The sequence below is a fragment of the Streptomyces sp. NPDC052721 genome, assembly GCF_040678315.1.
Taxonomy (GTDB): Bacteria; Actinomycetota; Actinomycetes; order Streptomycetales; family Streptomycetaceae; genus Streptomyces.
In genome coordinates this window covers 80,050-101,814 of record NZ_JBFATL010000014.1, presented here as the reverse complement: position 1 = coordinate 101,814, position 21,765 = coordinate 80,050, and the positions used below count along the sequence as shown (strand labels likewise).

Below are 21,765 nucleotides of genomic sequence, written 5' to 3'. Positions count from 1 at the left end.
CCGGTTCACCCGAACATGCCGGGGACGTAGTCGCCGGCGGGCTGCTGGACGATGACGTTGGCGCGGTTGTAGGCGTTGATCAGGGCGATGAGGGCCACGAGGGCGGCGAGCTGCTCCTCGTCGTAGTGCTTGGCGGCGTTCGCCCACACCTCGTCCGGGACCCCGCCGGCCGCGTCGGCGATCCGGGTGCCCTGCTCCACCAGCTCCAGCGCCGCCCGCTCGGCGTCGGTGAACACGGTGGCCTCACGCCAGGCCGCGACCAGGTTCAGCCGGGTCTGCGTCTCCCCGGCCTCCAGGGCGTCCTTGGTGTGCATGTCGGTGCAGAACCCGCACCCATTGATCTGGCTGGCACGGATCTTCACCAGCTCCTGCGTGGCAGCGGGCAGCGTGGACTCCGTGATCGCCCTGCCGGCCGCGTTGAAGTGCTTGAACACCTTGCCGATGACGGGGCTGGCGAAGAGATTGAGCCGAGCGTCCATGGTGTGCTCCTGAGTGGGTTGCGGCTGCTTGCACCTCCTTGACGGAGGGCGAGCCGGAGATGTGACGCGCCGAACAGTGACCCGCGTCACACAATCACTCCGACTGCTGCATTGGCACCACCTCCGTCACCGGGACGTGGGAGGGGCATGGCGCTCGCCAGGACGGCCGCCGGAACCGGTGTGACGATCACAGAGAGATGACAGGCCGTCCGCCGTCCGTCATTGCGCCTGCCAGGGAGACCCACTTGATGAACCACTCGATGCACCACACCCCGCACCGCCTGCTCGGCGCCGTCGCGGCGGTGGCCATGGGCGCCACGGCCCTGCTCGGCACCGGCGCCGGCACCGCCACCGCATCGGAAAGGGCACAGTGCGAGCGTGCCGAGCGCCCGATATGGAGCGAAGGGCCGAGCCGCAACGTCACCGCCCACGGCTGCGACATCCCGGAGCAGAAACACCGCTGGTACGTCATCGACATCGACACCCTCGTCCAGCCCCGCCACACGACGGACTACCTGGACGAGGACATCGCCGGGACCGGCACCCTGCACGACAAGACGCTGAGGTGCATGGGCTACACGAAGGACAAGCACGCGGTGAACTGGTTCGGCTGCGTACCGCACCTGAGGTGACCTGTGCGGTGGACCAGGCACCCGGCGCGGAACCGCGCCGGGTGCGTTCGCTGTCGTGTCCTGTCGTGACCACAGCCAAGCCGAGTTCCGACTCCTGCCTCCCCTGGGCGGCCTCCGCCGTGTTCGGGGCCGCCATGGGCTACGCCGCCTGGTCACTGACCGTCTGGGCCCGCGCGTACTGCGACGCGGGGTACGACGCCGGCGGACGCCTGGAACTCAACGCCTTGCTCCCGCTGGCCCTGGGTGCGGAAGCACTCGTGGCGCTGATGGCCGGAGCCGTCGGCCGCCGCCTGGTGTCCGGTGCCCCGAGGACGATCCGCGTCGCACTGCCGACGTTGCTGGTGATCGTCACGACGGTGTGCCTGGCCTGGTGGCTCTTCGCGGTCCGGGGAACGCTGAACGACTACCCCGGCGACTCGGGCCTCTGCCCGGCGTCCAACGTCCCGCCGGGGTGGCCTGACTGGATCCCGGTCTGATCAGCGGGCGGCCATCGCTGAGGCCTACGTTGCCGCGTCGCCGCGCAGCAGGAGCCCACTGGATGCGCGCCCCGGGGCGTGGATGACCTGGATGGACAGTGGACCGCGAACAGCTTGATCGCTGACACTGTGCTGGGTACAGGTGGCGATCAAGGGGCGAGATGACTGCGCACAGCTTCGGCAACAAGTGGGTGGGGATCAAGGCCCTGGCGGAACCGCCGGTCGCGCCCGCGGTCCGGGACATGGGCCGCGGCCGAGGCCATGTGTCGCGGTCAGGAACGTCTGTTGCATACACGGGTGTTCCGTCGATCGATCTGGGGGAGGGGCTCCTGGTCAATGCGCCCACCGTGCGCTCGGCGCTGCTGCAACTGGCCAGGGCGCACAGGCGGAACGGCCGCACTACCGAGGCCGAGCTGCTCCTGGACCTGCGGCGAAGGCTGATCCGTGATCCGAGCGCCGAGCTGGGCGAAGACCTGAAGCTTCTGCTTCGGAGAGGTTTTGGTGCGGCTTAGCCGGACGTCGCTCTGAATGAGCGGATGATGGACGCGAGCGCACCCTTGGGGCCGTTGGAACTGTCCCCAACAGTCCGCCCGCCACTTGTACATCGGCGTTGTCACGCAGTCAGACACTCCGGCGCAGAAGTCGCGCCATTACCGTGCACACCAGGACCGGCACGGTCACGAGCACGGTCCACCACGGGATGTGGAGCCACACCGAGGCGGCCCCCACGCCCACGCCGACGCAGATGTCGGTGAAGGCCAGCCACCTGCCGTACGGCTCCCAGACGAGGGGCGCGTAGGCGGTCGGCCTGGCCAGGCGGACCGCGCCGAATACCAGCGACTGGGCCGCGAGAAGTGCGAGGAGGACGCCCAGGGCGGCGTTCCCCTGGTGCTCGTCGCGGGGTGCGTCGGAGGTGTTCTGGCGGACACCGTCCTTGCTGAGGACGACGATGTCGCGGCGCCAGCCGGTGGCGGTGACCTCGTCGCCCCGATGCAGCTTGTCGAAGAGCGGCCCGGAGTCGCTGAACCGCACGGTCCTGTGCCGTAAGTCGTCGCCCTTGTCCCTGAGGGTCGCCTCGTAGACCGTGACCTTTCCTGTGAACGTGGACTCGGCCTTCGTGACGGTGAAGTGCCAGGTAACGAGGCAGTCCTTCGCAGCCACCTCCTGCGGGGCCGCCTGCGCGGGGCACGGCTCAGCCGCCCGGTACTGCTCGTAGCGCTCCTGTCGGCCCGGCACCCACACCGTAAACGTCAGGTAGCTCAGCACTGCTCCCGTCAGAGACAGCACGATCAGCGCCATGCCCGCGAGCCGCGCCCGGCTCGCTGACTTCCGGTCGGGACTGCCCTTCTTGCCTGCCGCGGCCCACGCCCGCTCTACCATCGCCGCCCCCAGCCGTTTTTCATGAGCTGAAGCAGGCATAGCACGGGCGGAGGGCAGTCGGTGGGCGGGTACGCGTTCCACCGGTGATCGGCCGGAGAGGGTCTTCCCACAGGCGCGTACGTGGTCACGTGGCGGTCCGGCCGAGGGGACGGCCTCACGACAGCCTCGCCACGGCATCAAGCCCCCTGCCCGCGAGAAACCCGCAGGCAAGGGGCCCGAGCGGCTGGGTTTCGCTTGTCAGAGCGGCCTCGGACTGCTTACGCACGGCCCGGCCGCCGCCAGACCACCCACGGAGGTGGTGACATCCTCAGTGCTTGAAGGAACTCTTGGCTCCCTCTTTCGCGCCCCGCATCCTGCCCCGCGCTTCGAGGGCGGCACCCTTCACCGCTAGATCATCCTTGTGCACCGCGTGAGCCAGCGTTCGCACGGCCTTTCCCACAACCTGTTCGGCCTTTGCCTTGGCCTTCTCTCCCCTCTCCGGCACTCATCTCAGTACCTCCACGCTTACTGACCGAGTGCCCTGTAGGGCGAGGAAGCATGTCTCCCCGCACCCTCAGCGCACGACCTCCCGCCAGGCCGTTTCGATCTCTTCGAGTGGGAGGAGGGGAGTGGCCCGGGTGTGGAGGGCGCCGCTGGCCTCGACGGTGAGGCTGACGGCGGCCATCGACACTGGGGGGAGGTCGATGATGCACACGAGGTCGTCCTCCCCGAAGTCGAAGTAGATGACAGCGCGATGGCCTACCCGCTGTCACGTCTGACGCCACTCAGCGAACGGCTTGATCCACTCGGAAGCTGAATGTCTTTCCTTCTCTGCTGAGTAGCCGAGTAGAGCAGCAGACCCCTGCCCGCGAGAAAGTCGCAGGTAGGAGGACTGGAAAGGCGAGGGTACTTCTTCTTTCCCTGGCTCTGGCGGGCCCGTCTTCCGCCCCGCACCCGACAGCTACGTCACCCGAATGGCGCAACATGGCGTGCCACCCACATGGGTGAAGATCAAGCTGAGTAGTGCCCCAACCGAGGCAATCCGTGAAAGGCGAACCACATGCGCATTCGACGAATCCTCGCCGCCGGCATCGCCACGGCAGCTCTCGCCGGACTCGGCCTCACAGGCGCCGCCACCGCCACCGCCGCCGCACAGGGTGCCCCGACCTACGTCACCCCTTCTGAGTGCAAGCAGGGCGGCGGAACGCCCGATCTGACGGACAACCTCTGCAAGGGCGGTTCGCACGACGGGGAGAAGATCGACTGAACCCCACAAGGCGCCCCGCAGCCACGCGCCGCGGGGCGCTCCCGCGCGAGCGCAGCCAGCCGGGAGAGCCGCAGGGACTGTGCCGACCCGACGGGCACGCCAGGTCCGAGTCGGCCCGGAAGCACGCCGCGGGCGGGAGCTCCCGAACGCCGTTACTGAGGCAAGAAGCCGGGGCCCAGAGACGGCCCCAGCACAGCAACAAGCCCCCTACTCACGGAGAAACCGCAGGCAGGGGGCTTGTTCGTGCGGGCTTACTTCTTCTTGCCCTGGTTCTTGACCGCCTCGATCGCAGCCGCCGCCGCCTCCGGGTCCAGGTACTTGCCGCCGGGGGTGACCGGCTTGAAGTCGGTGTCCAGCTCGTAGTAGAGGGGGATGCCGGTCGGGATGTTCAGGCCCGCGATGTCCGCGTCGGAGATGCCGTCCAGGTGCTTGACCAGGGCGCGCAGGCTGTTGCCGTGGGCGGCGATCAGGACCGTGCGGCCGGTCAGCAGGTCGGGGACGATCGCGTCGTACCAGTACGGGAGCATCCGGATGACGACGTCCTTCAGGCACTCCGTGCGCGGGCGCAGCTCCGGCGGGATCGTCGCGTAGCGCGCGTCGTGGGCCTGGGAGAACTCGGAGTCGTCCGACAGCGGCGGGGGCGGGGTGTCGTACGAGCGGCGCCAGAGCATGAACTGCTCCTCGCCGAACTCGGCCAGCGTCGCCGCCTTGTCCTTGCCCTGGAGGGCGCCGTAGTGGCGCTCGTTCAGGCGCCAGGACCGGTGGACGGGGATCCAGTGGCGGTCCGCGGCCTCCAGCGCCAGCTGGGCCGTGCGGATCGCGCGCTTCTGGAGGGACGTGTGGACCACGTCGGGGAGGAGATCGGCGTCCTTCAGAAGCTCGCCACCGCGGACTGCCTCCTTCTCGCCCTTCTCGTTCAGGTTGACGTCCACCCAGCCGGTGAACAGGTTCTTCGCGTTCCACTCGCTCTCGCCGTGGCGGAGGAGGATCAGCTTGTACGGTGCGTCGGCCATGGCCTTGAGCCTACCTAAGGGTGATGGGGGCCGTGTCGGGCGCGGGGGCCGCAGCACGCCGGCCGGCCGGCGGGGCCACGGCGGGGCCACGGCGGGGCCACGGCGGGGCCACGGCGGGGCCACGGCGGGGCCACGGGTCGCTGAGTCCGGGTTGATTGTGGCGCGGCTCGCGGCCGGCGAGGGCGTGGACTTCTTCTGCCTCAACGACGTGGACACCGACCCGGCGGACCGGGCGGCGGCGCAGACGGCCATCCGCGCCTTCCTGGGGCGGAAGTATCCGTTCCCGAGCCGTTTCGAGAGGGCGGCACGGGCCGCGTCGTATCCAGCCGCTTCCTCCGCGCCTCCGGCCACCCCTCCCGCCGCACCGCGCCGGTCGCGCCGGCGCCGCCCGGTCGTGGCTCGATTGACGCGGCCCGCTAATTGAGTGGCGTTTCCGGGAGCCCCGCTCGTAATTTGTGCTCACCGCTTGAGCCGCTTACAGACGTGGGGGATCCTCGATGTCACCAGCCCGTGTGAGACGTGCCGTCCACGAATCCGTCTCCGGGCTCCCCAGAGAGTTCTGGTGGCTGTGGACCAGCACCCTCGTCAACCGGCTGGGTGCCTTCGTGGCCACGTTCATGGCCCTCTACCTCACGCTCGACCGCGGCTACTCCGCCTCGTACGCCGGTCTCGTCGCCTCCCTGCACGGGCTCGGCGGGGTCGTCTCCTCGCTGGGGGGCGGTGTGATGGCCGACCGGCTCGGCCGGCGGCCGACGCTGCTCATCGCGCAGACCGCCACCGCCGCCTCGGTCGCCCTGCTCGGCTTCATGACCGACCCGGTCACCATCGCCGCCGTCGCGTTCCTCGTCGGCATGGCCTCCAACGCCTCCCGGCCGGCCGTGCAGGCGATGATGGCCGACATCGTCCGTCCCGAGGACCGGGTGCGGGCCTTCTCCCTCAACTACTGGGCGATCAACCTGGGCTTCGCCGTCTCCTCCATGGCCGCCGGTTTCATCGCCGAGTTCAGCTATCTCGCCGGGTTCCTGATCGAGGCCGGGATGACCCTGGCCTGTGCGGTGGTCGTCTTCGCCAAGGTGCCGGAGTCGCGGCCGGCGGCCACGGCCAAGCAGGCGGAGGACAGCGTCAGCCTGGGCACGGTGCTGCGGGACAGGCGGTACATGGCCGTCGTCGGGCTGTCCTTCCTCGTCGCCCTGGTCTTCCAGCAGGGCTCCGTCGGACTGCCGGTGGCCATGGGGCGGGCCGGGTTCTCCCCGGCCGACTACGGCCTCGCCATCGCCGTCAACGGCATCCTGATCGTCGCCCTCCAGATCCCCGTCACCCGGTTCATCGAGCACCGCGACCCGCGCACGCTCCTGGTCGCCTCCTCGCTCCTCGCGGGATACGGCTTCGGGCTCACCGCGTTCGCCGGCTCGGTCGGCGTCTTCATGGTCACCGTGTGCGTGTGGACCCTGGCCGAGATCGTCAACGCCCCGACCCAGACCGGCCTCGTCGTGCGCCTCTCCCCGGTCCACGGCCGAGGGCGCTACCAGGGCGTGTACACCCTCTCCTGGTCCGTCGCCGCCCTGATCGCGCCCCTGATGTCGGGCATGGTGATCGACCACCTCGGCGCCGGGTGGCTGTGGGGGATGTGCGCGGTGGTGGGTACGGCGGCCGGACTCGGCTACGGCGTCCTGATGCGCCGTCTGCCCGCGGAGCAGCCGGCCCCGGCCAGGGCGCGGGCGGACGCCGGGGCCGAGGTCCGTACGGCCTAGGTCCTGTCGTCAAACTCCCGTCGTCCGCCCGGAGCGCGGCAGACGGGAGTTTGACGACAGGGCCTAGTCAGCCGCTGCTCGTACCGCCCTCACAGGGCCGGCAGGAAGCCGCCGCGGGCCGTGCCCGAGGAGAGCAGGGCGGACCAGTCGAGGGTCTCGGGCAGCCGGTCCAGGGACAGTACGACCGCTCCGCCCGCCCGCTCGGCGTCCGTGCACCAGTCGCCCATGTCGCCGGGCGCTCCCTCTCCGCCGGTCACGGGGGCGGCGAGGGCGGGTACGACGAGGCCCAGATCGCCGGGTCCGTCCACGACGCACAGGGTGAGCCGGGGGGCGATGCTCCACCCCTCGCACACCGGCACCGCCCCGTCGGGCGCGGCCAGCACCGGCAGTGCTTCGTGGACAGGCGCCTCGGCCAGCAGCAGCACGGGCGTGGCCCCACGGACGAACAGGGTCTTCTCAGGTTCCAGCAGCACGGACCCACTCTCGCAGGACCCCTCTGCGGGCGCCGGAGGGGGGTGTGCCGACGTGCGGGGCTCACGTCGGCGGAAACGCGCAGTTACTTTCCCCTTCCTGGGAACTCGGCAGGCGGATGCCGGTGGATCATGCCGGCGGAGACCGTGCCCCGGCGGGGGTGATGAGCATGCCGCCCGAGAAGTCAGGGCCGCCCGCGGGTGGCGGCGGGCCGCCCGACGCCGAGGTACGGCAGCGGGTCAGTGAGACGCTGGCCGCCGCCGCGCGCGGTGCCGACGAGCCGAAGGCGGTGCCCGGGGCGCTGTGCGCGGCGTGCGCGCGGCTGCTGCCGGTCACCGGTTCCTCGGTGTCGATCTCCGGTGGCAAGGGCGTCCGCATGACCTGGTGCGCCAGCGACCGGGTCGCCGCCCGGCTGGCGGAGCTGCAGTACACGGTGGGCGACGGCCCCTGCCAGACCGCCCTCGACCAGGGCGCCCCCGTCCTCGCCGCCGACCTCACGCAGGGTCCCGACGTCCGCCGCTGGCCGATCTTCGCGCACGAGGCGGTGGGTCTCGGCGTCCGCGCGGTGTTCTCGCTGCCGCTCGGCGTCAGCGGCGCCGCCATCGGCACCCTCGACCTGTACAGCGAGCAGGCGGGCGGGCTGGCCGAGCCGGATCTGCGGGTCGCGCTGTGGGTGCGGGACGCGGTCACCCTGGCGCTGATGAACCTCCAGGCGGGCCGCCACGGCGGCGCGGGCGGGGGCACCGATGAGGACACCGAGGGTGAGGTGGCGTCCTGGGTGGCGGCCTCGGAGGCCGGCCACACCGAGGTCTACCAGGCGGTCGGCATGGTGATGGTGCAGCTGGACGTGGATTCCGAGCAGGCCCTGGACCGGCTGCGGGCCCGCGCGTACGCCGACGGCCGCACGGTCAGCCAGGTGGCCCGGGAGGTCCTGACCCGCCGGCTGAGCTTCCGGCCGGAGACGGACGGCGGTGACCCGGCTCGTCCGTACGGCGGTGACTCCCCGGGCCCCCTCGGAGAAGACGGGCGTGACGTCCGCTGACGCGGAAGCGGGCGCCGCCCTCACACCTCCAGCGGTACCGGATGCACCTCGTCCGCCCGGTGGCCCGCGCGCTCGTGGATGCGCTGGACGGCTTCCGCCGAGGGCGCTTCGGAGAGGCAGTAGACGATGCCGGACTCCGGGTCCGCCCAGGCGTGCTCGAAGTGCACGGACTCGTCCGCCTCGATGGCGAGGTCGGCCCGGTGCGCCTCCCTCAGCTGGTCGGCCGTGATGCCCTCCATGCCACGGTGTACGTCGATGAACTTGGCCATGGCCCGACACCTCCTCTTCGCGCCGGTCGTCCTTCCCACCCGCTCCTTCCATGCTGCGCCCGGGGGAAGGGAGGGGCATCCGGTACGGCGGGGGCCGGTGTGAACCGTGCTCACACCGGCCCGGGGGTGCCGTTCAGCCGCACTGGCAGGGGTTGCCCGACTGGCACCCGCAGCCGCAGCCGGAGCCGCAGCCGCACGCGCCGAACAGCGGAAGGGTCCTGATCTCGGCGGGCTGCCCGGACTCGCGCTCCTGCGTCGGGTCGGGCGTGGTGCTGGGGGATTCGGCCATGGGTCCCTCCTAGACCTGGGGCAGGGTGCCCTCGCCCATTTCATGCCCGTTCCGCCGGGCGCATCAACGGCGCACGGAGGCGTTCGCGGACCCGGCCCGCCCCGGCCCGGAGGGGTTACGCCCCCTCGGTGCCCGTCACCGGCTGGATGTCCGGCTGCAGCTCGTCCGCGTGCTCGCCGGTCACCAGGTACACCACGCGCTTGGCGACGGCCACGGCGTGGTCGGCGTACCGCTCGTAGTAGCGGCCCAGCAGGGTGACGTCCACGGCCGTCTCGATGCCGTGCTTCCAGCGGTCGTCGATCAGGTGCTGGAAGAGGGTGCGGTGCAGCAGGTCCATCTCGTCGTCGTCCTGCTCCAGCTGGAGGGCGAGGTCGACGTCCTTGGTCACGAGCACTTCGGCCGCCTTGGCCATCAGGCGCTGCGCGAGCTGGCCCATCTCCAGGATGGTGGCGTGCAGGTCGTGCGGAACGGCCCGGTCCGGGAAGCGCAGCCGCGCGAGCTTCGCCACGTGCTGGGCGAGGTCGCCGGAGCGCTCCAGGTCGGCGGACATGCGCAGTGACGTGACGACGATCCGCAGGTCCGTCGCCACCGGCTGCTGCCGGGCCAGCAGGGCTATCGCCCGGGCCTCCAGGTCGTGCTGGAGTTCGTCGACCTTCTTGTCGGCCTCGATCACGCTCTCGGCCAGCTTGAGGTCGGCGTCGAGGATGGCGGTCGTGGCGCGCCCGATCGCCGATCCGACCAGCCGGGCCATCTCCACCAGTCCGTCGCCGATCGAGTCCAGTTCCTCGTGGTACGCGTCCCGCATCAGGGTTCCCTCTCATCGGTGTGCTTGGTCCCCACGCTCCCACGTTCCGCCCCGCACCCGTCCGTTTCCGCCACCCCGAATGAACCGGTACTGGCTGCAAGGTGAACTCTGGGCGACGAGTGTTCGAGGTCGCACCTCGACGCTGTGGCCATGTCCTACCCCGTGCCTAACCTGGAGGCATGGACGTGAACGCGGCGGTCGCCGCAGCGGCAGCGATCGCCGGGGTGCTCACCGGTGTCATCGCCATGCTGGCGTTCCGCTGGAGCGAACGCGACCAGAAGCGACCCACCAGGACTTCCTTGCACACTGATCCCGTACTCCCGCCCGGCGTGGACACCGTACTGTCCGTGCTCCGCTCCTCCGCCGTCGTCCTCGACGAGGCCGACGCCGTGGTCAAGGCCAGCTCCGCCGCCTACGCCCTCGGGCTGGTCCGCGGCGGCAAGCTCGCCGTCGAGCCCATGCTCCAGATGGCCCGGGACACCAGACGGGACGGGGAGATACGACAGGTCGAACTGGACCTGCCCCGGCGCGGCACCGGACGCGGCGAGGCGCTCGCCGTCTCCGCCCGCGTGGCCCCGCTCGGCTCCCGCCTGGTCCTGCTGCTGGTCGAGGACCTGACCGAGGCCCGCCGGATCGAGGCGGTGCGCCGCGACTTCGTGGCGAACGTCAGCCATGAGCTGAAGACGCCCGTCGGCGCGCTGTCCCTGCTCTCCGAGGCCGTGATGGACGCCTCCGACGACCCCGAGGCCGTGCAGCGCTTCGCCGGCCGGATGCAGATCGAGGCGACCCGCCTGACCAATCTGGTGCAGGAGCTGATCGACCTCTCCCGGGTGCAGAACGACGACCCGCTGGAGGACGCCGAGCCCGTCCGGGTGGACGAGCTGGTGGCCGAGGCGATCGACCGCTGCCGCCACCAGGCGGGCGCGAAGCAGATCACAATGGCCTCGAACGTATGGGTGCCCGAAGGGCCCGATCAGGGTGGTGGCGGACGACGGGCGGGCGGTGCGGCGGACCTGCACGTGTGGGGCAACCGCGGCCAGCTGGCCGCCGCCCTCGGCAACCTGGTCGAGAACGCGGTCAACTACTCCCCGGCCCGCACCCGCGTCGGCATCGTCGCACGCCGGGTCGACGCGCCCGGCGGCGACATGATCGAGCTGGCGGTGACCGACCAGGGCATCGGCATCTCGGACAGGGACAAGGAGCGCATCTTCGAGCGGTTCTACCGCGTCGACCCGGCCCGCTCCCGGGCCACCGGCGGCACCGGTCTGGGTCTCGCCATCGTCAAGCACGTGGTCGCCTCGCACGGCGGGGAGGTCACGGTGTGGAGCGCCGAAGGCCAGGGCTCCACCTTCACTCTCAGGCTGCCGGAGGCGGGCGCGGCCCGCGACCGCGCACAGCAGCACGCCGGCCTCGACGACGAGGCCGGGCCCACCGACTCATCCCCGTACGCATCACTTCCCGCCCCGGAGGTCCTTCCGTGACCCGTGTGCTCGTCGTCGAGGACGAGGAGTCCTTCTCGGACGCCCTGTCGTACATGCTCCGCAAGGAGGGCTTCGAGGTCGCCGTCGCGGCGACCGGCCCCGACGGCCTGGACGAGTTCGAGCGCAACGGCGCCGACCTGGTCCTCCTCGACCTGATGCTGCCGGGCCTGCCCGGCACCGAGGTCTGCCGCCAGCTGCGCGGCCGTTCCAACGTCCCCGTGATCATGGTGACCGCCAAGGACAGCGAGATCGACAAGGTCGTCGGGCTCGAAATAGGAGCCGACGACTACGTCACCAAGCCGTTCTCCTCCCGCGAGCTGGTCGCCCGCATCCGCGCGGTGCTGCGCCGGCGCGGTGAGCCCGAGGAGGTCACCCCGGCCGCGCTGGAGGCGGGCCCGGTCCGTATGGACGTCGACCGGCACGTGGTCACCGTCGGCGGCACCAAGGTCGACCTTCCGCTCAAGGAGTTCGACCTCCTGGAGATGCTGCTGCGCAACGCCGGCCGCGTGCTCACCCGCATGCAGCTCATCGACCGCGTCTGGGGCGCCGACTACGTGGGCGACACCAAGACCCTCGACGTCCACGTCAAGCGCCTGCGCGCCAAGATCGAACCGGACCCGGGCGCGCCGCGGTACCTGGTGACGGTGCGGGGTCTGGGCTACAAGTTCGAGCCGTAAACCGCAGGCGCCCGCAGCGTAGGCAAACGCCGGCAGGCATGCCGAAGGGCGGCACCCGCGCGGGGTACCGCCCTTCGGCGTACGGCTGGTCAGTGGCCGGCGGCCGACGCCGACGCCGAGTCGTGCGGGGTGACGGCCGCACCGGACGCGGTGGCCGACGGGCTCGTCTTGTGGCCGCCCTCCGGCTTGCCGTTGCCGGACGCGCTCGCGCTGCCGGACGGGGTGGCCGGGGCGCCGCCGGCGGCGGCCGGGGCCGACGGGACCTGGCTCGGGCCCCACTTGTCGAAGTAGCTGGTGGCCGGGACGACGAAGGCGCGCAGGCTCACCTTGCCGGTCTTGCTGAAGGTGAAGGTGATCTTCTGGGCGTTGCCGTCCTGGACGGCCTCACGGCCGCTGGGCAGCGTCGCGGACGCGTTGTCCTTGCCGCCGAGGATCAGCGAGCCGTGCGCCGGAACGGTCAGGCTCTGGCCCTTGGCGGGCTTCAGCTCGGCGGACGTGCCGCTGCCGTCCAGGGTGATCGACTGGAGGGTCTGGTCGGTGCGCCCGGAGTTGAACACGGTCCCGGAGATCACCGCGGGGCCCGTCGACTGGAGGTCGGGCTGGGTGATGACCACGGCGTTCTGGATCTTGATGTCGCCCACGGTGGTCGCCGCGTTGTCCGGCTTGACCTCCAGTGTCTGGGCGTTGTTTCCGGCGCCGCAGGCGGCGAGCGAGGCGATCGAGAAGGCGATGGCGGAGGCGGCGAGGGCGCCGCGTCGAAGGCTGCTGCTCACGGCGGCGGCAACTCCTTGAACGCGCGGGCGGCTCCCCTTATAAAGCCGCCCTAAGTGTCTGTCAGCGGCCTTAGGTTACCGAGCCGTTCCCAGGCCATCGCACCCGACCCTCCTCCTGGCCCCGGGCTTCCCTCCAGGTGGGGGTACCCCGCGCGGCACAAGTGACTCCACGGTCACATTGCGGATCCGCTGGTCTGTCATTCACATAACGCGACGGTGACCCCCTCTCGGCCCCTCACAACGACGCTCGCAAAATTTCCGTGAAGGAATGCGCGGCCCTCCCCGATATTGATCACGGCCCACCCCTCCGGCAGCCGTTGATCAATTCCGGATTCGTCTCACATCCGGCCATGGCCACCGAACGGAGTAGCGGAAGTCGCACGCCTGAGACCGGACGAATCGGGATGTTCCGCCACTTGGAACGGCCTCCCGAGGCGTGTGACGTACGTGTTTCACCCCGCCCGGAGAGCCCCTCCGACCTGCGAATACCCGCTTCCGGAGACTCCTCGCAGCACGTTCCGGTTGCTGTTGTCAAGCCCCGAGATATGCCCTGACCTGCGAAAACGCCATTCAGAAGACGCCGTATCCGTGTTACCCTGGATAGCCACGGAAGGGGTACCTGTCACATGACGTTCAAGGTTGGCGACACCGTGGTCTATCCCCATCACGGGGCCGCGCTGATCGAGGCCATCGAAACTCGCCAGATCAAAGGCGTGGACAAGACCTACTTGGTGCTGAAGGTCGCCCAGGGTGACCTGACGGTACGTGTGCCAGCGGACAATGCGGAGTTCGTCGGCGTACGTGATGTGGTCGGTCAGGACGGGCTGGACCGGGTCTTCGAGGTGCTGCGCGCGCCGTACGCCGAGGAGCCCACGAACTGGTCCCGTCGCTACAAGGCAAACCTGGAGAAGCTCGCCTCCGGCGATGTCATCAAGGTCGCGGAAGTCGTGCGTGACCTGTGGCGTCGCGAGCGCGAGCGCGGACTGTCCGCCGGTGAGAAGCGCATGCTCGCCAAGGCCCGCCAGATCCTGGTGAGCGAGCTGGCTCTCGCGGAGAACACGAACGAGGACAAGGCCGAGGCCCTGCTCGACGAGGTGCTCGCCTCCTGACGCGCGACGGCAGCGAACCTTCGCTTCCGGCACGCTCAGCACACTGAAATGCCGCGGTGCCCGATGACACTGAACCTGTCGCCGGGCGCTGCGGCATGTTGCGTCCCCGCAGCGGGTGCTCCTCGGGAAGCCTGTGGGTCAACCCCCCGACCCGCGATCCCCCGATAATCGATCCCCGGTCGATACTCGATCCCCCGGTACCCGATGTGCCGGTACTCGATGTACCGGCCCGAGCGGATGGCTCGACCAGGGTCACGGAAAGGGTCCGGTCAAGGCGTCGCGCCCGGCACTCCTCCAGGCCATACCCACCTAGGTCGAGCACACAAACCTGACAGGAACCGATGTCTGACGAATCGCGCCCCACGCCCGCGCAGACCCCCGTCGCCGCCGTGATTCCGGCCGCCGGCCGGGGCGTGCGGCTCGGTCCGGGCGCCCCCAAGGCGCTCCGCGCGCTGAACGGCACGCCCATGCTCATCCACGCGGTCCGCGCCCTCGCCGCGTCCCGCCATGTCTCGCTGGTGATCGTCGTGGCCCCACCGGACGGCGCCGCCGAGGTCAAGTCCTTGCTCGACGCGCACGCGCTGCCGGAGAGGACGGACTTCCAGGTCGTCCCCGGCGGCCAGTCCCGCCAGGAGTCGGTCCGGATCGGCCTGGACGCCCTGCCGCCGCACTACGGGACCGTCCTCGTCCACGACGCGGCCCGGCCGCTCGTCCCGGTCGACACGGTCGACGCGGTCATCGAGGCCGTACGCGACGGCGCCCCCGCCGTGGTGCCCGTGCTGCCGCTGTCCGACACGGTCAAGGAGGTCGCGCCCGCGGCCGTGGCCGGCGACCCCGAGCCGGTCGTCGCCACCCCCGACCGGGCCCGGCTGCGCGCCGTGCAGACCCCGCAGGGCTTCGACCGGGCGACCCTGGTCCGCGCGCACGAGAGCGTCACCGACAACGTCACCGACGACGCGAGCATGGTGGAGCAGCTGGGGCTGCCGGTCGTGGCCGTCCCCGGCCACGAGGAGGCCTTCAAGGTCACCCGCCCCCTCGATCTGATCCTCGCCGAGGCGGTCCTGGCCCGCAGGAGGCTGACCGATGGCTTCTGAGGCGGGCTTCGTGCTTCCCCAGGTCGGCATCGGCACCGACATCCACGCCTTCGAGGAGGGCCGCGAGCTGTGGTGCGCCGGCCTGAAGTGGGAGGGGGAGGGGCCCGGCCTGGCCGGCCACTCCGACGCCGACGTCGTCGCCCACGCGGCCTGCAACGCCCTCTTCTCCGCCGCCGGGCTCGGTGACCTGGGGCAGCACTTCGGCACCGGCCGCCCCGAGTGGTCCGGCGCGTCCGGGGTCACCCTGCTCACCGAGGCCGCCCGGATCGTGCGCGCGGCGGGCTTCACCATCGGCAACGTCGCCGTCCAGGTGATCGGCCCCCGCCCGAAGATCGGCAAGCGGCGGGACGAGGCCCAGAAGATCCTCTCCGAGGCGGCCGGCGCGCCCGTGTCCGTCTCCGGCGCCACGACCGACGGGCTCGGCTTCCCGGGCCGCGAGGAGGGGCTGATGGCGGTGGCCACGGCACTCGTGGTGCGCGTGAGCTGACGGCGTGGCAGGGTACCCACACGACCACGAGTGATCGCGTACTCCGGAGGGTGCCCATGTCCGCCGTACTGTCCGACCGCCTGAAGTCCGTACTCGACGGCAAGGTGTTCGTCGTCGTCGGTACCGTCCAGCCCGACGGCAGCCCGCAGATGTCCCCGGTCTGGGTGAAGCGCGACGGCGACGACCTCCTGATCTCCACGACGGTCGACCGCCGCAAGTACCAAAACCTGGAGCGCGAGCCCCGGGTGACGGTCGTCGTCGTGAACCCCGACGAGCCGTACGAGTACGCCGAGATCCGCGGCACCGCCGAGACCACGACCGAGGGCGGCGAGGAACTCATCGACGACCTCAGCCGCAAGTACACCGGCAAGGACTATGCGGACTTCAACCCCGCGTCGGCCCAGGACGCCGAGCGGGTGGTCGTGCGGATCCGGCCGCGGAAGGTCGTCGGGCGGTTGTGAGGCGGTGGGGCGTGGCCGGGGGGTGAGGCGGCTTGCCGGCGGTAAGGCGCATGGCACTGCCCGGGGCCCACTACTCTGGAGTGGTGACTATTCGCCTGTACGACACCAGCGCCCGGCAGATCCGTGACTTCACCCCGCTCAAGCCGGGCTGTGTCTCGATCTACCTCTGCGGCGCCACCGTGCAGGCGGCACCGCACATCGGCCACATCCGCTCGGGCCTCAACTTCGACATCATGCGCCGCTGGTTCGCGTACCGCGGCTACGAGGTGACGTTCATCCGCAACGTCACCGACATCGACGACAAGATCATCGTCAAGAGCCACGAGCAGGACCGGCCCTGGTGGTCGATCGGGTACGAGAACGAGCGCGCGTTCAACGAGGGCTACGCCGCCCTCGGCTGCCTCCCGCCGACCTACGAGCCCCGCGCCACCGGCCACATCCCCGAGATGGTCGAGATGATGCGGGGCCTCATCGAGCGCGGGCACGCCTACGAGGCCGACGGCAACGTCTACTTCGACGTACGGTCCTTCCCGCACTACCTGCAGCTGTCCCGGCAGGAGCTGGACAACCTGCTCCAGCCGTCCGGCGAGGGAGAGACCGGGAAGCGGGACGCGCGCGACTTCGCCATGTGGAAGGCGGCGAAGCCGGGCGAGCCGACCTGGCCGACCCCCTGGGGGCCGGGGCGCCCCGGCTGGCACCTGGAGTGCTCCGCCATGGCGCACAAGTACCTCGGCAGCGCCTTCGACATCCACGGCGGCGGCCTCGACCTGATCTTCCCGCACCACGAGAACGAGATCGCCCAGGCCAAGGCCTACGGCGACGACTTCGCCCAGTACTGGGTGCACAACGCCTGGGTGACCATGGCCGGCGACAAGATGTCCAAGTCGCTCGGCAACAGCGTCCTGGTCGGCGAGATGGTCAAGCAGTGGCGGCCCATCGTGCTGCGCTACTACCTGGGCACTCCGCACTACCGCTCGATGATCGAGTACAGCGAGGAGTCCCTGCGCGAGGCCGAGTCCGCGTTCGCGCGGATCGAGGGCTTCGTGCAGCGGGTCACCGAGCTGGCCGGGAAGACGGTCGAGCCGGCCGCCGAGGTCCCGCCCGCCTTCGCCGAGGCGATGGACGACGACCTGGGCGTCCCGCAGGCCCTCGCCGTCGTGCACACCACCGTCCGGCAGGGCAACAGCGCGCTGGCCGCCGACGACAAGGAGGCCGCCGTCGCCCGGCTCGCCGAGGTGCGGGCGATGCTCGGCGTCCTCGGCCTCGACCCGCTCGACCCGCACTGGGCCGGTGAGGGCGGCGACCGGGGCGAGGACCTGAACGGCGTGGTCGACAGCCTCGTACGCCTCGTCCTCGACCAGCGCGAGTCCGCCCGCGCCCGCAAGGACTGGGCCACGGCCGACGCCATCCGCGACCAGCTGGGCCAGGCCGGGCTGGTCATCGAGGACGGCCCGCAGGGCCCGCGCTGGAACCTCGGTCCGCGCTAGCGCCCCGCTTGATCGATTGTGCCGCCCGGCCGTCCGGGCGGCACACTGCATAAGACGTACGTACGAAAGCTCACGAAGACAGGTAGGTCATGGCCGCGAACAACCGTCGCATGTCCGGCAAGAAGGGCGCGCAGGTCGGCAGTGGCGGCCAGCGGCGCAAGGGGCTGGAGGGCCGGGGGCCGACCCCGCCGGCCGAGATGCGCAAGGGCCACAAGAAGAACCGCATCGCCAACGCCAAGGCGAAGCAGGCCGTGCGCCGCCCCGTGGCCCGGGGCCGCGGCGGCAAGTCCGCCTCCGAGCTGGTCGTCGGCCGCAACCCGGTCGTCGAGGCGCTCCGCGAGGGCGTCCCGGCCTCCACCCTCTACGTCCAGCAGTTCATCGACAACGACGAGCGCGTCCGCGAGGCCCTCCAGCTCGCCGCCGAGCGCGGTGGCATCAACCTCATGGAGGCCCCGCGTCCCGAGCTGGACCGCATGACGAACGGCCTCAACCACCAGGGCCTGGTCCTCCAGGTCCCGCCGTACGAGTACGCGCACCCGGAGGACCTGCTCGACGCCGCCGCCGGCGAGGGTGAGGACCCGCTGGTCGTCGCCCTGGACGGGGTCACCGACCCGCGCAACCTCGGCGCCGTCGTCCGTTCCGTCTCCGCCTTCGGCGGCCACGGCGTGGTCGTGCCCGAGCGCCGCTCGGCCGGTATGACCGCCGGTGCCTGGAAGACCTCCGCCGGTACGGCCGCCCGTACGCCGGTCGCCCGCGCCACCAACCTCACCCGGACCCTGGAGTCCTACAAGAAGGCCGGGCTCACGGTGGTCGGCCTGGCGGCGGACGGCGAGGTCGAACTCGGCGACCTGGAGGCCCTGGAGGGCCCGGTCGCCATCGTCGTCGGCAGCGAGGGCAAGGGCCTGTCCCGGCTGGTCGGCGAAACCTGCGACTTCCGCGTCCGCATCCCGATGCCGGGCGGCGCCGAGTCGCTCAACGCGGGTGTGGCCGCCGGGATCGTGCTGTACGAGGCCGCACGCAGGCGGAGCTGAACAACCGTCCGGACGGGTCTGAACGCCCGTCCGGAAGTTCACCCCTGCGGGGTAATTCGGGCGTCCATATGGCCTTCGGGGCCGCTTTGACGGGGTCCGGACACATCCGGGCGGTCAAAGCAGTGTCCTAACGCCACGTCACTCGGTTAGATCCGTGTGGACACCAGAACACCCCGCACACCCACGGGGGACCGCTCGTCGGGATTCGACGACGCTCCCGCGCTGAGCATGGTGAAGGTGCCGAGCGATCCGGCGCAGGTCATCGTCAATCACGCCAGCTTCCGCGTGCAGCTGGGCGCGGCGGCCCAGCGCGTCCAATCCCCGCGGATCACCCGGCATCTGAGCGCCACCCAGGACACCGACCGGATGCCCGTCGTGGGCACGGCGGGCCGGGCCGGCGCCACCGGCCGCCGCCGCCCCGTCGTGTGGAGCGGCAAGTCCGCCCCCGACGACACCGGCGCCCACCGGCTCCTCCAGGCCGTGCGGGGCAGCAGCGTCCGCCACGCCGACGAGTCCGAGGCCGGCGCCACCCAGGTCATCCCGCGCGTGCACACGGGCTACGCCGACACCTACGACGAACGCGACCGGACCGTCGAGACCCCCGTCGTCGGCCACCAGCGCACCGCCTCCGACGCCGACGGCACCCGTCTGCTGCCGCACACGCGCACGGTCACCGGCGCCTACGACGACCCGGCCTACCCGGATGACCACGAGCCGTACGACACCTACCCGGCCGACACCGACCCCGCGCCCGACGCCGACACCCCGCGCCCCGCCAAGCGCCAGGGCGACGATCCCGCCCGGCACGCCTACTACCCCGGCCGCCGGTTCAACCTCGGCGTCGTCCTCCTCCCGCTGCGCGTCTTCCTCGGCTTCATCTCCATCTACGCCGGCATGGGCAAGCTGTGCGACCCCGTCTACTTCGACGGCGGCAAGCGCGGCTCCATGGTCACCTGGCTCAACACGCTGCACCCCTGGGACGTCGCCGAGCCGCTGCGCCAGTTCGCCCTGCACCACCCGGTCGGCTCCGGCCTGGTCATCGCGTTCCTCCAGGTCGTCGTCGGCGTCCTGACGATCCTGGGCTGCTGGCAGCGCGTCGCCGCGGTCGTCGGCGCGATGCTCTCCGCCGCCCTGATCGTCACCGTCAGCTGGAAGACCGTCCCGGTCTACGACGCCCCGGACATCATCTACCTCGCCGCCTGGTCCCCGCTGATCATCGCCGGCGCCCCCGTGTACTCCGTGGACGGCCGTCTCGCGGGCGGCGCCTGGCGCCGTCTCGGCCCCCGCGCCGACATCTGGGAGCTGCGCAGCTACGTCCTGCGCCGCGGCGCGCTGATCACGGCCGTCACGGTCGGTCTGACCCTGCTCATCGGCTCCCTGCTGGGCGGTGCGGTCCGCGACTCCAGCCGCGTGGTCGTCCCCGGCCCCGGCGAGGCGCCCCGCAACCAGCTCCCCGGCTCCGCGCTCCCGCGGGAACCCGGCACCCGGGACGAGAAGACCCCGGGGGCCTCCAGCTCCCCGACGGGCGGCGCCACGGCCGGCGCGAGCCCCTCCGGGACGGCGACGAGCCCGGGCACGGGCCGCGCCACCTCCGGTGGCACCACCACGACCCCGACCCACACCCAGGGCACCACGGGGCAGGCCCCGCCCCGCCAGACGTCCCCGACGGGCGGCGCCCCCAGCACGACGGCGGGTCCGACGAGCACGGGCGGCGGCACGAGCACCGGTGGTTCGACGACAGGCGGCGGCACGTCCTCGGGCGGCGGCAGCTCGTCCACGGGCCAGCCGGGCCTGGTGGGCGGCCTGCTGGGCTGACGGAGCAGGACAGGAGAGGGCCCCGTACCGGGAAAGGTACGGGGCCCTTTTCGGCTGGGACCAGTGGACCCGCGGAACTCTCAGCGACCGAGCGCCGCCAGTTCCTTGGCCGCCTCCGTCAGATCCTTCGCCGTGTCGATGGCCCGCCAGTACGCCCCCTGTGGAAGGGGGAACCCGGCCAGCTTCTTCTCCCGGGCCAGCCGGGGGAACGTGGTCCGCTCGTGGTCGCCCCGCTCGGGCAGCAGGGAGGCGAACTCCGGCGAGAACACGTAGACACCCGCGTTGATCTCGAACGTCGACGGCGGTGCCTCGATGAAGTCGGTGATGTGCCCGAACCCGTCGGTCTTCACGGCCCCCCACGGAATCCGTGGCCGGGCGAGCGCCAGCGTGGCGACGGCGTCCCGCTCGGTGTGGAAGTCGGCCATGTCCCGCAGGGAGAACCGCGTCCAGATGTCCCCGTTCGTGGCGTACCAGGGCCGGTCGGGATGGGGCAGACGGGCCGCCGCGTACCGCAGGCCGCCGCCGCGGCCGAGGGGCTCGGTCTCCACGACGGTGGTGACGGAGACGGGAAGGTCGGCCGAGTCCAGCCACTTCTGCAGGACGTCGGCGAGGTGGCCGCAGGAGACCACGACGTCCGTCACACCTTCCTCGGCCAGCCAGGTCAGCTGGTGGCCGATGATCGGAGTGCCCGTACCGGGGATCTCGACCATCGGCTTGGGCCGGTCGTCGGTGTACGGACGCAGCCGGGAGCCCTGGCCACCGGCCAGGACCACGGCTTGAGTGGGGCGCGACGCGGCGTTCGGATGGGTCATGACCGCACTGTACGTGGCGCCCCACCTCGGTGCGCCGGGGGCAACGCGCTCCTTGAGGAGCCGTTACCCGGTTCGCACCGGGAACCCGCTGCCGGCGGGGTTCAGCTGTGCGCGGCCAGGACGCCGGAGGCGAAGGCCGTGTCGCACACCGGGCGGGCGTACGACTGCGCGCGCGAGGCGCCGTAGATGTGCACCGCGGCCCTGCCGAGGGCGCGGGCGATGGAGGAGCAGTGCCGGGCCAGCGAGGGGCGGCCGTTGACGGCCTGCTGGAGGTGGGTGAGGACCACCCCCGGGTTCGTGTGCTGCAGCTCGGTCATCAGCTGGTCGCGGAGCACGTCCTGCGGGGCGCGGGTGACCTTCCTGGCGGAGATCTCCGCCGACGAGACGTCGGAGGCGGCCAGAACCGAGCTGGAGGGGCTCCCCGTCCAGTTGACCCGGGTGACCGCGAGGGTCCCGGAGAGCACCAGGAAGACGGGCAGGACGAGGGCGAGAGTGCGGCCGATCCGGCGGGCAGGGCCGCCCCCGTGGCCGCGTCGCGTCTGTGGGGTGGTGGAGTGCTTCACGCGTGTGAGGGTAGCGCCCAGTGATGATTTGGAGACATTGAGTCACTCTTATGGGGGATGAGAAGGCGTTGATTTCCGGGTAACGGGTTGACGAAGCGCCCCCCGCCAAGATCAACGCCAGG

At 71.2% G+C, this 21,765-nt stretch carries 27 protein-coding genes; 16 read left to right on the top strand and 11 right to left on the bottom strand.

Annotated elements, in window-relative coordinates; translation table 11 throughout:
- Positions 1-5 precede the first annotated feature (5 nt).
- Positions 6-479, bottom strand: coding sequence for a carboxymuconolactone decarboxylase family protein (locus AB0L21_RS16350; protein WP_365708643.1), 474 nt, complete (start codon positions 477-479; stop codon positions 6-8).
- A gap of 248 nt (positions 480-727) precedes the next feature.
- Between AB0L21_RS16350 and AB0L21_RS16345 the strand changes: the two genes are divergently transcribed.
- The 3 genes from AB0L21_RS16345 to AB0L21_RS16335 all read left to right on the top strand — a co-directional run bounded on the left by AB0L21_RS16345 (position 728) and on the right by AB0L21_RS16335 (position 2,099).
- Entirely contained in the window at positions 728-1,111 is a 384-nt protein-coding gene (locus tag AB0L21_RS16345) for a hypothetical protein (RefSeq protein ID WP_365784584.1), read from the top strand.
- 65 nt (positions 1,112-1,176) lie between these two features.
- Positions 1,177-1,587: a hypothetical protein gene (locus AB0L21_RS16340; protein WP_365784582.1), complete on the top strand. Its 411-nt coding sequence runs from the start codon at positions 1,177-1,179 to the stop codon at positions 1,585-1,587.
- A 161-nt stretch (positions 1,588-1,748) separates the two neighbouring features.
- Positions 1,749-2,099 (top strand): hypothetical protein, encoded by a 351-nt coding sequence (locus AB0L21_RS16335; RefSeq protein ID WP_365708637.1) that lies wholly within the window; start codon positions 1,749-1,751, stop codon positions 2,097-2,099.
- Between the two features lie 109 nt (positions 2,100-2,208).
- Here the strand turns inward: AB0L21_RS16335 and AB0L21_RS16330 are convergent, their stop codons facing one another.
- Complete coding sequence (locus AB0L21_RS16330) at positions 2,209-2,886, bottom strand: hypothetical protein (RefSeq protein WP_365784580.1); 678 nt, start codon at positions 2,884-2,886, stop codon at positions 2,209-2,211.
- 634 nt (positions 2,887-3,520) lie between these two features.
- A complete protein-coding gene (locus AB0L21_RS16325; RefSeq protein WP_365784657.1) occupies positions 3,521-3,691 on the bottom strand; it encodes a GYD domain-containing protein in 171 nt (56 codons plus the stop codon).
- Between the two features lie 315 nt (positions 3,692-4,006).
- Between AB0L21_RS16325 and AB0L21_RS16320 the strand changes: the two genes are divergently transcribed.
- Positions 4,007-4,213 (top strand): hypothetical protein, encoded by a 207-nt coding sequence (locus tag AB0L21_RS16320; RefSeq protein ID WP_365784578.1) that lies wholly within the window; start codon positions 4,007-4,009, stop codon positions 4,211-4,213.
- 251 nt (positions 4,214-4,464) lie between these two features.
- On the opposite strand, the gene AB0L21_RS16315 is transcribed toward AB0L21_RS16320, so the two are convergent.
- Positions 4,465-5,226: a phosphoglyceromutase gene (locus AB0L21_RS16315; RefSeq protein ID WP_365708633.1), complete on the bottom strand. Its 762-nt coding sequence runs from the start codon at positions 5,224-5,226 to the stop codon at positions 4,465-4,467.
- Between AB0L21_RS16315 and AB0L21_RS16310 the strand changes: the two genes are divergently transcribed.
- Positions 5,225-5,650 carry a hypothetical protein gene (locus AB0L21_RS16310; RefSeq protein WP_365784576.1) on the top strand — a complete coding sequence of 142 codons (426 nt, stop codon included), beginning with the start codon at positions 5,225-5,227 and terminating at the stop codon, positions 5,648-5,650. The two genes, AB0L21_RS16315 and AB0L21_RS16310, sit on opposite strands and share 2 nt — an antisense overlap.
- Positions 5,651-5,723: 73 nt before the next feature.
- Entirely contained in the window at positions 5,724-6,977 is a 1,254-nt protein-coding gene (locus tag AB0L21_RS16305; RefSeq protein WP_365708631.1) for an MFS transporter, read from the top strand.
- Positions 6,978-7,066: 89 nt separating this feature from the next.
- Here the strand turns inward: AB0L21_RS16305 and AB0L21_RS16300 are convergent, their stop codons facing one another.
- Positions 7,067-7,450 carry a hypothetical protein gene (locus AB0L21_RS16300; protein ID WP_365784574.1) on the bottom strand — a complete coding sequence of 128 codons (384 nt, stop codon included), beginning with the start codon at positions 7,448-7,450 and terminating at the stop codon, positions 7,067-7,069.
- Positions 7,451-7,617: 167 nt separating this feature from the next.
- Here AB0L21_RS16300 and AB0L21_RS16295 point away from each other — a divergent pair, with 167 nt between their 5' ends.
- Positions 7,618-8,490 (top strand): GAF and ANTAR domain-containing protein, encoded by an 873-nt coding sequence (locus AB0L21_RS16295; RefSeq protein WP_365784572.1) that lies wholly within the window; start codon positions 7,618-7,620, stop codon positions 8,488-8,490.
- A 20-nt stretch (positions 8,491-8,510) separates the two neighbouring features.
- Here AB0L21_RS16295 and AB0L21_RS16290 read toward each other — a convergent pair whose 3' ends face one another.
- The 3 genes from AB0L21_RS16290 to phoU all read right to left on the bottom strand — a co-directional run bounded on the left by AB0L21_RS16290 (position 8,511) and on the right by phoU (position 9,853).
- A complete protein-coding gene (locus tag AB0L21_RS16290) occupies positions 8,511-8,759 on the bottom strand; it encodes an SCO4226 family nickel-binding protein (RefSeq protein ID WP_365709829.1) in 249 nt (82 codons plus the stop codon).
- A 133-nt stretch (positions 8,760-8,892) separates the two neighbouring features.
- Complete coding sequence (locus AB0L21_RS16285) at positions 8,893-9,048, bottom strand: hypothetical protein (RefSeq protein WP_165951611.1); 156 nt, start codon at positions 9,046-9,048, stop codon at positions 8,893-8,895.
- 115 nt (positions 9,049-9,163) lie between these two features.
- The gene (gene phoU / locus AB0L21_RS16280) at positions 9,164-9,853 is read right to left on the bottom strand and encodes a phosphate signaling complex protein PhoU (RefSeq protein ID WP_365709831.1); all 690 of its coding nucleotides are present in this window, start codon (positions 9,851-9,853) and stop codon (positions 9,164-9,166) included.
- A gap of 179 nt (positions 9,854-10,032) precedes the next feature.
- Between phoU and AB0L21_RS16275 the strand changes: the two genes are divergently transcribed.
- Together AB0L21_RS16275 and AB0L21_RS16270 are read left to right on the top strand one after the other, a co-directional pair.
- Positions 10,033-11,334, top strand: coding sequence for an ATP-binding protein (locus AB0L21_RS16275; protein ID WP_365784570.1), 1,302 nt, complete (start codon positions 10,033-10,035; stop codon positions 11,332-11,334).
- Positions 11,331-12,011 (top strand): response regulator transcription factor, encoded by a 681-nt coding sequence (locus AB0L21_RS16270; protein ID WP_365709836.1) that lies wholly within the window; start codon positions 11,331-11,333, stop codon positions 12,009-12,011. Before AB0L21_RS16275 ends, AB0L21_RS16270 begins: the two co-directional genes overlap by 4 nt.
- Positions 12,012-12,100: 89 nt before the next feature.
- Here AB0L21_RS16270 and AB0L21_RS16265 read toward each other — a convergent pair whose 3' ends face one another.
- Positions 12,101-12,784, bottom strand: coding sequence for a DUF461 domain-containing protein (locus tag AB0L21_RS16265; RefSeq protein ID WP_365784568.1), 684 nt, complete (start codon positions 12,782-12,784; stop codon positions 12,101-12,103).
- A gap of 626 nt (positions 12,785-13,410) precedes the next feature.
- On the opposite strand from AB0L21_RS16265, the gene AB0L21_RS16260 reads away from it, so the two are divergent.
- The 7 genes from AB0L21_RS16260 (at position 13,411) to AB0L21_RS16230 (ending at position 20,268) form a co-directional block, all read left to right on the top strand.
- The gene (locus tag AB0L21_RS16260; protein WP_003953493.1) at positions 13,411-13,893 is read left to right on the top strand and encodes a CarD family transcriptional regulator; all 483 of its coding nucleotides are present in this window, start codon (positions 13,411-13,413) and stop codon (positions 13,891-13,893) included.
- A 341-nt stretch (positions 13,894-14,234) separates the two neighbouring features.
- A complete protein-coding gene (ispD, locus tag AB0L21_RS16255; protein ID WP_365709840.1) occupies positions 14,235-14,987 on the top strand; it encodes a 2-C-methyl-D-erythritol 4-phosphate cytidylyltransferase in 753 nt (250 codons plus the stop codon).
- Positions 14,977-15,474, top strand: a complete 498-nt coding sequence (gene ispF / locus AB0L21_RS16250; protein ID WP_030989328.1) for a 2-C-methyl-D-erythritol 2,4-cyclodiphosphate synthase — start codon at positions 14,977-14,979, stop codon at positions 15,472-15,474. The genes ispD and ispF overlap by 11 nt, the downstream gene beginning before the upstream one ends.
- A 56-nt stretch (positions 15,475-15,530) precedes the next feature.
- Positions 15,531-15,935, top strand: a complete 405-nt coding sequence (locus AB0L21_RS16245) for a PPOX class F420-dependent oxidoreductase (RefSeq protein WP_365709842.1) — start codon at positions 15,531-15,533, stop codon at positions 15,933-15,935.
- 83 nt (positions 15,936-16,018) lie between these two features.
- On the top strand, positions 16,019-17,422 hold the full coding sequence (cysS, locus tag AB0L21_RS16240; RefSeq protein WP_365709844.1) for a cysteine--tRNA ligase: 1,404 nt from the start codon (positions 16,019-16,021) through the stop codon (positions 17,420-17,422).
- Positions 17,423-17,511: 89 nt separating this feature from the next.
- Positions 17,512-18,453: a 23S rRNA (guanosine(2251)-2'-O)-methyltransferase RlmB gene (gene rlmB, locus AB0L21_RS16235; protein WP_365784566.1), complete on the top strand. Its 942-nt coding sequence runs from the start codon at positions 17,512-17,514 to the stop codon at positions 18,451-18,453.
- A 228-nt stretch (positions 18,454-18,681) separates the two neighbouring features.
- Positions 18,682-20,268: a DoxX family protein gene (locus tag AB0L21_RS16230; RefSeq protein WP_365784655.1), complete on the top strand. Its 1,587-nt coding sequence runs from the start codon at positions 18,682-18,684 to the stop codon at positions 20,266-20,268.
- A gap of 80 nt (positions 20,269-20,348) precedes the next feature.
- Here the strand turns inward: AB0L21_RS16230 and AB0L21_RS16225 are convergent, their stop codons facing one another.
- A complete protein-coding gene (locus AB0L21_RS16225) occupies positions 20,349-21,080 on the bottom strand; it encodes a nucleotidyltransferase family protein (protein ID WP_365709848.1) in 732 nt (243 codons plus the stop codon).
- Between the two features lie 101 nt (positions 21,081-21,181).
- Positions 21,182-21,643, bottom strand: coding sequence for a hypothetical protein (locus tag AB0L21_RS16220; protein ID WP_365709850.1), 462 nt, complete (start codon positions 21,641-21,643; stop codon positions 21,182-21,184).
- Positions 21,644-21,765 lie beyond the last annotated feature (122 nt).